Here is a 9305-nt window from a genome sequence, read left to right as displayed (position 1 = left end):
ACGGGTCGAGGCGGAACCACAACGGCGGTCACTCGCCGCGCTGTCGGTACCAGACCCGCTCCCCGACCGGCGACCCATCGTCCACATCCAACCGCCTGAGAAACAGGTCGCGGACGGCAAGCGTGACGACGAGTTCGACCGGGTCGTCGTCCGGTGGCCGGACCGTGACGACGCAGTGTCCGTCCCGGCGGTCGACCGACTCGATGGTTCCGACGGACCACCGGTCGGCGTGGTGGCTCGGCCGTTGGGCGTGGATTCGGTCGTGGTTCACGGATCGGCCGGTTCCGCAAGCGGTTCGTCGACGCCCAGTGCGTCGGCGCTGAACGTCCAGAGTCGCTCGGCAGCGTCGGTGTCGCGGGCGGCGGTCGAGGGGAGCGTTGGCTGTTGCCCGGAGAAGTACCGACCGGAGATATCGGCGGTACGAGGCGAGACGGCGACGAACAGGAGTTCCGCCGCGCCGTCCGCGACGGACGTGACGCCGGGGACGGCGTCGAGTGCCCCGACGAGTCGCGGCAACGGTCCGGGGAGAAAACGGCTGAACCCGCTGCCCGGAATCGCACCGGGGTGGATGCTGTTCGAGGTGATGTCGCGGTCGTCGGCCGCGAGTCGTCGGGCGAGTTCGGCACCGAAGAGAACGTTCGCGAGCTTCGAGTGGCTGTACGCCCACAGTCCGGAGTAGGACTCGACGCGCCCGACGCGGTCGAGATCAAGCGATACACCGTTGTGGGCCGCGGACGCGGTGGTGACGACGCGGGCCCCATCCCGGAGGTGGTCGAGGAGATCGGCCGTCAGCAGAAAGGGCGCGAGGTGGTTGACGTGAAACGTCCGTTCGACCCCAAGATCGGTCAGTCGTCCGTCTCGAAACAGTCCGCCGGCGTTGTTACAGAGAACGTCGAGACCGTCGGTTTCGGCGCGGACGGTGTCGGCCAAACCACGAACCGACGCCACGTCGGCGAAGTCGGCCGCCACGAACGTCGCGTCGGCCCCGACCGCCGCAAGGTCGTCGACGACGGCCGCGCCGGCCGTCTCGTCCCGTCCGTGAACGATCACGTCGGCACCGAGTCGACCCAGCGCAAGCGCGGCCGCTCGCCCGATCCCGCTGGTCGATCCGGTTACGAGCGCCTGCATCCCGGTGCAGTCGACGTTCGCGACCCCCGCAATCGCTTCCGGCGGTTCACTCATAGGTCGAAAGAGGGACTCCACGAACAAAACGGCCCGCACGCGGTCGGTGGAACTCACCGGCGGCGGGCAGCGGTCGCCCGATCACGGTCTCCCGGCCACTCGCGGACGCGAACGGTCAACCCGGCGTCGCGGAGTCGGTCTGCGAGTGTAGCGCCGATCCCCGAGGCGGGAGTGGTTACACCACCGGACAGCGGCGAGTCGACATCACCGCGAACCAGACACATCGCGGCCTCACCGAGCATCCGTGCGGTGGCACCGTATCCGGGACCCCGGTCGGCGCCGATCACCCCTTCAACCACGAACGGGCCGTCCACCGCCGTCCCCCGACCGAGAATGCGGACGGTGAAATGACCGCGCTCCGCCGCCGTTCTCGTCGGCCCGTCTCCGGGATCCGGGAAGACAAAGCGGCGCAGGCCGTCACGGACCGGACCGACGGACATCGCGGCCGTGCCGACGCCGAGTCCCGCGGCGACAACGCCAGCGAGCGCCGCACCGCCGAGGCCGCTCCCGGTGGGGACCACCTCGGTGCAAGGGAACTCGCGGCCCCACGGGTAGCCGAGCAAGGCGTTGCTCCGCCGGACCACCCGCTCGTTCACGGGAGCCATCGGCGACGGAGCCGTCCAGATGGGGCGCAAGGCGTCGCGCCGTGGATACCGTTGCTCGCCCGGATCGACCCCGTTCCGTTCGCCGGCCGGTGCCAGCGAGTATGGGTTCCGGACGGTGTCTCTTGCGACCGGATCCGTCGTCGTCGCCTCAAACACCGCGGCCACACTGGCGAGTGTCCCGCCGCTGACCCCGCCGGGGCCGTTCTCCAGATAAATCCGAACCATATCACACGGCGTTCCGAACTCGTCGGTCGCGAACGACTGGACGAGCGCGGTGCCAAGATCGGCGGGGACGGAGTCGAAGCCACAGCCGTGGACGAGACGGGCGTTTGCGTCGACGGCCTCGTCGTGGTAGCGGCCGATCATCTCCCGGACCCAGTTGATCTCGCCGGTAAGATCACAGTAGTCCGTCCCAGCCCCGATACACGCCGCGACGAGGGGGGTGCCGTACCGCGTGTACGGGCCGACGGTCGTACAGACGACACGCGTATCGTGGGCGATCGCTCGGAGGCTGTCCGGGTCCGTCGCGTCACCGACCACCACCGGGAGGTCGGTCACGTCCCAGCCGTCGGCGCGGTCCGTGAGGTCGGCCGCGAGGCTCCGAAGGCGGGACTCGTCGCGGCCACCGAGCGCGAGCGAGAGGGTGTCGGGCGCGTACCGCTCGGTGAGGTGGTCGGCCACGAAGCGGCCGGCGACGCCCGTCGCGCCCCACAGGACGAGGTCGTACCGTCGGTCGGTCGTCGGCACGGAATTTGAGGCTCGTTACTCGCCCAGCGGCACGATCTTTCGGGTGGGTGACCCGTCGCGGCCACCGGTCAGGCGCGCGCAGCCACCGTGATCTCCGGGAAGTAGCGGCCGTGGAAATCGAAGGGGGCCGCGTGTGGGAGCGTCGCTCGCGCCCGCTCGGTAAGTGTCTCGCCGTCGAGGACGAGCAGTCGCGACCGGTCGGCTCCGGGGTCGAGCGCCACGGTGAGAACGACGCCGTCGTCCGTCGCGCCGTTGGACCCAGAATCGGAGTCGGAGTCGGAGTCGGGATCGGGATCGGGGACGAATATCGGCTCGCCGAAGTACGCGCCGCCGTCGGTGTGTTCGATCACGGCCCCGGTTTCGGTATCGATCTTCAACACGCCGTGTGCCCAGTCGGTGGCCGGTTGGGCCATGCTCATCGCGTAGACGTACCGGTGTGGCCGGCACCAACGGCCGGGCGACGCCGTTGGCAGCGCGGTTCCGTCGGCGTACAGCGTCTCGCGGGCGACGGTTGCGCCGTCGACGCCGTAGCGGTCCCCTTGGAGGTCGACGGTAAACCGTTCGAGGCGGCCGGCGATGGCCCCCAGGTCGCCGTCACGGAGTTCGTCGAGGTAGAGGTCGCCGATACCGCTCGCGTCGGGGACGGTTTCGAGGTCGAAGACGATCCGCCGTCCACCGTCGCGTTCGAAGGCGTTGACGTGGTGGAAGCCGAAAACGGGGTCCGTCGTCGGCGACGCGACCACCTCGCCGGTCGTTCGGTCGAGAACGACGACCCGCGTCCCGCGGTCGGGATGCCATTCGAACTGCTCGATAAACGGGGGTTGTCGTCCCGGTCGGAGAAATCGCGTGGGATCGACCCGGAGGGGAAACTCCGTCAACACGACGTACCGCGGGGTGAGCGCGAAACTGTGCATGTACGCCGGAGCGTCCGTCTCGACGCTGCCGAGGTGTCGACGGTCGCCGGCGGGCGTCAGCGCGTGGACGTGATACCGGTTGGTTCTGCCGAAGGCGGTTTCGACGTTCACCAGCGCTCCCGTCGCAGGGTCGCGTTTTAGATGCGCACAGGCGAGTTGGCCCGATGGGTCGGAGCCATCGTACCCGTGGTGGCCACGCGTCCCCAGCGTGGTCGGGTCGACAACGACGCGACGGGGCGACTCTGTCAAGGCGAGATATCGGTCGCCGACCCGTTCGACGACGATGTTCGTGTTGTCGTACGGATCGGAGAACAGCGACAGGAGTCGGTCCCGGAGCGTCGTTTCCCCCGTCGCGAAGCCGCCGGTGAACTCGCCGTCACTGGCGTCCCGGTACGCGTCGGTTCGGAGAAACCGGTTTCGGTAGTGGACGGCGTCCGTCGGCTCGCCCTGTTCCCGGCCCTGGCCCCGGTCCCCGGGATCGAAGGTGAACCGATAACACATTGCAAGGCCATCGAACCAGTGGTCGACGGCGCTCCCGCCGGGTAACTCGAACGCGCCCGGTCCGGTCCGGACGAGACTCCCCGTCAACCAGTCGGGGAGCGACCCGTCGACATCGAGCGTGACGGCGGCCTCGTCGTGGAGCGAGTGGAAGCCAGACTGCGGGCACACGGGCACAAACAGGGTAACGAGCGACTAAACGTTACCGGCGCGGCCGGTCTCGGCCGCGATCACGCGAGCGCGGCGGTCACTCGTCGGTGACACGGAGCACGTAGCCGACGAGCGCAGCGAGACCGACGAACAGCACGCCGACGAGTCGGACCCGACGCGTCGCGTTCGGCCGGGGGTCGAAATCGACGGCGAGAACCGTATCGTACCCCCACCGGGCGATCGCGAGGAGTCGACCGGCGAACGCGAGGTGGGCAATGCCGGCGAGCAGTCCGAGAACCGACACCAGTCGAAGCCGGGTGCGAAGGGACACCATCGCCGGTATCTGGGGCCGGCCACGTATTACCGTTCCGTCGTCGTGAGGACACGCTTTTCTCCGGCGAGAACCGATCGAACGGTATGCTCGGCCTGCGATACGTCGCCTGCGATGACTGTGGTACCGTCGCTGCGACGCCCGCGACGCCAACGGCTTGCGAACGGTGTGGCTCGACGGCTCTCACCGATCTGACCGACAGGTTCCGGGAGCCGACCTACTTCGCCGACGTGGACTGAACGCGACCCGGCAGTGTGAGCGTTGCCCTGTGCCGTCACCGACGCTCGGCGTCGGCGACGACGACCGCCCACCGGCCGTCGATGGGAACATCGAACATGTGTTCGGGGACCAGGGGTGCGGGAACGGGCTGGAACCCACCGTCACGCATCGCCCCGATGCCGGGGTAGCGTTGGACCGGACGCCCGGCGAAGTCGACGACCCGGATCTGTTTGTCGCGGTCCCGAGCGTAGGCGTACGGGAACCGCTCGCGCGACGGACAGTCGAGCGCGTCGACGCCGTCGAGTCGAGCCACGACCTCCCCGTCGGCGTGCAGTTCGAGCCACGGATCGCTCGCCGGTCGGTCGTCGGTCGCGGCGGCGTCGGAGACGACGCCGCCAAGCGCCCGTGCGGTGGTCGATTCACGCCACCGAAGCGAGGAGCCGGCGGGGACGGCCGCGTACCCACCCTCGGCGAGCGGAACCCGGTCCGGACCGGCGTGAAACGTTCGGCCGTGGTCGTCGGCGCCCCGGACGCCGACGGGATCGGTGAGTAGCGTCTCGATCCGCTCGGCGGCGTCGTCGTCGGGAACGACGAACAACGCCGTCCGTCCCTGTTGATGCCCGTTCCAGAGCCGCGAGAGCACCAGCGTCGGCGAGGGGTCCCTGATCGGTTCGACGGCGACCGGGCGGTCGGCGGCCCGAAGCGAGACGCCGGCGTCGGTCGGCCCACCCATGCCGCCGGCTCCGGTGTCCGGCGTCGCTATCGCGGGTGGTTGTCCGCCGCTCTCCGGGCGGGAGACGGAGAGTCCCGCTTGCCGACACCGATCGATACCGGCCTCCACTAACACGTCACACATTATCCGTTATTGTGGGGCGAAAAGCAAGTGCGTTGCCCTGAGGCTGGGGAACGGCCGAGATGGCACCGGTCACAGGTCGGCCCGGACCGCTGTGGCCGCCTCCCGCCCGCTCCGCATCGCGCCTTGGATCGACGACCACGTGGTGTAATCGCCGGCGAGGTACACCGCACCCTCGGGGGCGCGGGGGCCGGGCAGGTCGTCGTGGACGCCGGGTGGCTGGTCGAACTGTGCGAATTCGAGGCGGTCGAGGTGGATTGATTCGAGCCCCTCGAACAGGCGTTCGGGATACCACGACGCGAGCGCGTCACGGGTCGACTCACGGAGTGTGTCCGCGTCGGCGTCGAACACGTCGTCGCCGAGAAAGGTCGCACAAAGAAGCGTCCGATCGTCGGGGGCGTACGTCGGGGCAACGTTGGAGAGCGGGACGACGATGTTCGGGCGACCGTCGATTGCGTTCAGGTGGATCTTCCGGCCGTCGATCCCACTCCGGTCGGGGAGCGCGTAGTAGCCCGTCACGGAGGAACGGGCGGCGGTCGGAATACTACCGACGCCGGTGAGACGACACGCGGTCCGGGGATCGGTAGCGACGACGACGGCGTCGACGGTTCGGGTATCGTGTTCGGTCTCGACGGTGGCCGCGCCGTCGGCGCCGCCGTGTGGGTCGACGACGGCGACAGGGTCGTCGAGACGGACGGTCGCCCCGGCGTCGCGGGCGCGGTCGGCCAACTGCTCGGGGACGGCGCGCATCCCTGACGCGGGGAGGGCGATCCGTCCCTCGCTCATCGCCTTGAACGTGTACTCGAAAACCCGCTTCGAGGTCGATAACGTGCGGTCGAGGGTGATGCCGCCGTAGAACGGGGCGACAAAGTTGTCGAGATACCGCTCGGAAAAGCCCCGGTCGCGGAGGTAGTCGTCGATCCGGGCGTCCGGGCTCTCGAAGATGTCCGTTTCGTCTCGGCTGCCGACGTGGTACCGGAGGGTGAGCGTTCGGAGTTTGTCCGTTGTCGACACCTCGCGGTTGAACAGGCTGTCGGTGAGCGAGAAGGGGTCACGGAGCGGGTCCGAGAGCGTCGACCGCTGGCCCGGGCGGGCGATGACCGCACCCGGCGAAAACGATTGCAGGTCGAGAGCGTCGAGATCGAGTTCGCGCCGGACGGCGGGATAGGCGGTAAACAGCACCTGGAAGCCGCGGTCGAGGGTGAAGCCGTCCCGGTGTCGGGTTCGAATCCGGCCGCCGACCGTCTCGCGTCGCTCGAAGACGGTCACGTCCGCGCCGGCGTCGGCGAGGTGCCGGGCGGCGACCAGCCCGGACAGCCCCGCACCCACGACGGCGACCGACGATCGATCGTTCATATCGACCGGTCGGTGGGCGGGACAAAAGAACCCATGGACAGGGATTTGCCGCTCCGGTCGCAACCGGTGTCATGGACACCGCCGACGCGTTCGTCGGACTGGAGTGTGCGGCGACCGGTGACCGGTATCGGCCCACCCACGTCGGCCGCGGGGACGCCGACGCACCGCTCGATCCGGCCTATGATCTCGACGCCGTCGATCCCGGTTCGCTTCCGACCGACCCCGACTCGATGTGGGGGTATGACGCCCTCCTCCCCGTTCCAGCCGAGCGCGCCGTCTCGGCAGGGGAGGGAGCAACGCCGTCGCTGCCGGCCGACGGTCTCGCGGCCGACCTCGGCGTCGACGCGGTTCGGGTCAAAGACGAGGGTCGGAACCCGACCGGGACGGTTCTCGACCGGGGCCTGTCGGTCGCGACAACGATGGCACGGGCACACGAGGCCGACCTGCTTGCGCTCGCGGCCCCAGGCAACGCCGGCCAGTCGGCGGCGGCGTACGCCGGCCGGATCGACACCGACTGTTACGCCTACCTTCCCTCGCGTGCCCCGTTTCCGAACAAGGCGATGGTGAACGTTCACGGAGCTGACATGCGGGTGATCGGCGGCCGGTATCCGGACGCACTCGCGGCGCTCGATGAACTGGAGCGGTCGTGGTACTCGCTCCAGGAGTTCACGACGCCGTACCGCCACGACGGGGCGAAAACGCTGGCGTACGAGGTGGCCGCAAAGCAGGGTTGGACGGCCCCTGACGCCGTGGTGCTCGCCGTTGGGACCGGCGAGGTGGCCGTGGGCGTGGAGCGAGGGTTCCGTGATCTCGTCGACCTCGGGGTGATCGAACGCCCGCCCCGCCTCTACGCCGTTCAGGCCGAGGGGTGTGCGCCCGTCGTTGAGGCGGTCGAGGATGACCGTCCGGTGGAGGCGGTCGACCACCCGGACACCATCTGTGGCGAACTCGAGATCCCCGATCCGGCGGGTGGCGAGTTGGCCCGCGACGCCGTCGCCGCGACCGGCGGTGGCGCGGTCGCTGTCCCCGACGACGACCTTCTGGAGAGTGCGGTCGCACTCACACAACGACTCGGAACGGAGGTGGGCGCGACCGGCGGGGCCGCCGCCGCGGGGGCGTGGGCACTCGCGGACCGAGGCGCGTTCGGCGGTGACGAGACGGTGATCCTGGTCAACGCCGACGCCGGGGTGAAGACCGCCGACGTGCTCCGGAGCCACCTGATGGGACAGGGTGTCTGAGAACCCACCCCTCGCCGGCCGTGTGTTTGACGCGACAGACTTATTCATTAGACACGTCTAATCCACGACGAATGATGCTCAGCGACGCGATGGAGGACTATCTCAAAGCGATCTACCGACTCCAGTCGGAGACCGGCACACCGGTGTCGACCTCCGCCATCGCGGAGGAGGTGGAGAAGACGGCCCCGACGGTGACGAGCATGGTACAGAACCTCGCGGAGCGGGGGTTGGTGGAACGTGAGAAGTACAAGGGAGTCGAACTCACTCCCGAGGGGGAGACGGTGGCGCTCGAGGTGGTTCGCCACCACCGGCTGTTGGAGGCGTATCTGACCGAACAGCTCGATTACTCGTGGGTCGACGTCCACGAGGAGGCGGACACGCTCGAACACCACATCTCCGAGGAGTTCGAACAACGGGTCGCCGAGATGCTCGGGGACCCGGACGTCGATCCGCACGGAGACCCCATCCCGGGGGCCGACCTCCGACCGCTCGACGGTGACGAGACGACGCCGTTGAGCGACCACGACGCGGGCGACCGTGTGGTCGTCAGCCGCGTCCGCGACCGCGACGAGGCCGAACTCGCCTATCTCGACGACGCGGGCATCCGCCCGGGAACGGTCGTGGACGTGGTCAACGTGGCCCCGTTCGGGATGGTAACCGTCCGGATCGACGGCGACGAGCAGAGTCTCCCCGAGGCGGTCGCCCGGACGATTCGTGTCCGCCCCGCCAGGGCCGACCGGACGCCGACTGAGGGGGTGTCCGACGCGTGACGGGCTGGATCGAGATCCTCACCGTCGCCTTCGTCGCCCAACTCGTCGTGTTGCCGGGCGAGAAGGTGCAGTTTATCATCGCGGGGCTGTCGACACGGTACAACCCGCTCGTCGTCGTCAGCGCCGCGGGCGCGGCCTTCGCCGGCTGGACGGCACGGGAGATCCTCTTCGGCGAAGCGCTCCAACGGGCGCTCTCGCCGGTGGTCTTGGACGGGTTCACCGCCGCCCTGTTTCTCGTCTTCGCGGTTCTGCTCTACCGCTCGGCTCCATCCGGCGGGGAGCCCGAGCAGGTCGACCCCACGGCGACCGACGGGGGGGTGGCCGCCCTCTCCGGGGAGTTCGAACCGACGGTGTTCGGACGGCGGGTTCCGGACGCTTTCGGAGGCTTTCTTCCCATCTTCGCGATGATGGCCGCCGGCGAGTTCGGCGACAAGACCCAACT

Annotated in this window: 11 protein-coding genes; 4 read left to right on the top strand and 7 right to left on the bottom strand. The window is 69.1% G+C overall.

Annotated features, from left to right (window positions below; translation table 11 throughout):
• Positions 1 to 28 precede the first annotated feature (28 nt).
• From Q0925_RS11030 to Q0925_RS11010, 5 genes are all read right to left on the bottom strand, one after another.
• Positions 29 to 271 carry a hypothetical protein gene (locus Q0925_RS11030; protein WP_299335427.1) on the bottom strand — a complete coding sequence of 81 codons (243 nt, stop codon included), beginning with the start codon at positions 269 to 271 and terminating at the stop codon, positions 29 to 31.
• Positions 268 to 1182, bottom strand: a complete 915-nt coding sequence (locus tag Q0925_RS11025; protein WP_299335425.1) for an SDR family NAD(P)-dependent oxidoreductase — start codon at positions 1180 to 1182, stop codon at positions 268 to 270. The genes Q0925_RS11030 and Q0925_RS11025 overlap by 4 nt, the downstream gene beginning before the upstream one ends.
• 53 nt (positions 1183 to 1235) lie before the next feature.
• Positions 1236 to 2534, bottom strand: a complete 1299-nt coding sequence (locus tag Q0925_RS11020) for a saccharopine dehydrogenase family protein (protein WP_299335423.1) — start codon at positions 2532 to 2534, stop codon at positions 1236 to 1238.
• 68 nt (positions 2535 to 2602) lie between these two features.
• Complete coding sequence (locus Q0925_RS11015; protein ID WP_299335421.1) at positions 2603 to 4117, bottom strand: carotenoid oxygenase family protein; 1515 nt, start codon at positions 4115 to 4117, stop codon at positions 2603 to 2605.
• A gap of 76 nt (positions 4118 to 4193) precedes the next feature.
• Positions 4194 to 4430, bottom strand: coding sequence for a hypothetical protein (locus Q0925_RS11010; protein WP_299335419.1), 237 nt, complete (start codon positions 4428 to 4430; stop codon positions 4194 to 4196).
• An 83-nt stretch (positions 4431 to 4513) separates the two neighbouring features.
• Here Q0925_RS11010 and Q0925_RS11005 point away from each other — a divergent pair, with 83 nt between their 5' ends.
• Positions 4514 to 4666, top strand: a complete 153-nt coding sequence (locus Q0925_RS11005) for a hypothetical protein (protein ID WP_299335417.1) — start codon at positions 4514 to 4516, stop codon at positions 4664 to 4666.
• 35 nt (positions 4667 to 4701) lie between these two features.
• On the opposite strand, the gene Q0925_RS11000 is transcribed toward Q0925_RS11005, so the two are convergent.
• The gene (locus Q0925_RS11000) at positions 4702 to 5502 is read right to left on the bottom strand and encodes a hypothetical protein (RefSeq protein ID WP_299335415.1); all 801 of its coding nucleotides are present in this window, start codon (positions 5500 to 5502) and stop codon (positions 4702 to 4704) included.
• Positions 5503 to 5571: 69 nt separating this feature from the next.
• Entirely contained in the window at positions 5572 to 6855 is a 1284-nt protein-coding gene (locus Q0925_RS10995) for an NAD(P)/FAD-dependent oxidoreductase (protein ID WP_299335413.1), read from the bottom strand.
• A 71-nt stretch (positions 6856 to 6926) separates the two neighbouring features.
• Here Q0925_RS10995 and Q0925_RS10990 point away from each other — a divergent pair, with 71 nt between their 5' ends.
• The 3 genes from Q0925_RS10990 to Q0925_RS10980 form a co-directional block, all read left to right on the top strand.
• Positions 6927 to 8093 (top strand): pyridoxal-phosphate dependent enzyme, encoded by a 1167-nt coding sequence (locus Q0925_RS10990; RefSeq protein ID WP_299335411.1) that lies wholly within the window; start codon positions 6927 to 6929, stop codon positions 8091 to 8093.
• Between the two features lie 74 nt (positions 8094 to 8167).
• Positions 8168 to 8863, top strand: coding sequence for a metal-dependent transcriptional regulator (locus tag Q0925_RS10985; protein WP_299335429.1), 696 nt, complete (start codon positions 8168 to 8170; stop codon positions 8861 to 8863).
• Positions 8860 to 9305 (top strand): TMEM165/GDT1 family protein (locus Q0925_RS10980; RefSeq protein ID WP_299335409.1); only part of this gene is annotated, 446 nt, incomplete at its 3' end. The genes Q0925_RS10985 and Q0925_RS10980, both read left to right, overlap by 4 nt.

This window comes from Haloplanus sp. (assembly GCF_028275055.1).
Taxonomy (GTDB): Archaea; Halobacteriota; Halobacteria; order Halobacteriales; family Haloferacaceae; genus Haloplanus.
This window is presented reverse-complemented; position numbering and strand designations above follow the sequence as displayed.

What these genes read in the sequence shown, in the direction of transcription:
- Q0925_RS11025 (WP_299335425.1), bottom strand. Translation starts at nt 1,182, where the DNA reads ATGAGTGAACCGCCGGAAGCGATTGCGGGGGTCGCGAACGTCGACTGC.
- Q0925_RS11010 (WP_299335419.1), bottom strand. Translation starts at nt 4,430, where the DNA reads ATGGTGTCCCTTCGCACCCGGCTTCGACTGGTGTCGGTTCTCGGACTG.
- Q0925_RS11005 (WP_299335417.1), top strand. Translation starts at nt 4,514, where the DNA reads ATGCTCGGCCTGCGATACGTCGCCTGCGATGACTGTGGTACCGTCGCT.
- Q0925_RS11000 (WP_299335415.1), bottom strand. Translation starts at nt 5,502, where the DNA reads ATGTGTGACGTGTTAGTGGAGGCCGGTATCGATCGGTGTCGGCAAGCG.
- Q0925_RS10995 (WP_299335413.1), bottom strand. Translation starts at nt 6,855, where the DNA reads ATGAACGATCGATCGTCGGTCGCCGTCGTGGGTGCGGGGCTGTCCGGG.
- Q0925_RS10990 (WP_299335411.1), top strand. Translation starts at nt 6,927, where the DNA reads ATGGACACCGCCGACGCGTTCGTCGGACTGGAGTGTGCGGCGACCGGT.
- Q0925_RS10985 (WP_299335429.1), top strand. Translation starts at nt 8,168, where the DNA reads ATGCTCAGCGACGCGATGGAGGACTATCTCAAAGCGATCTACCGACTC.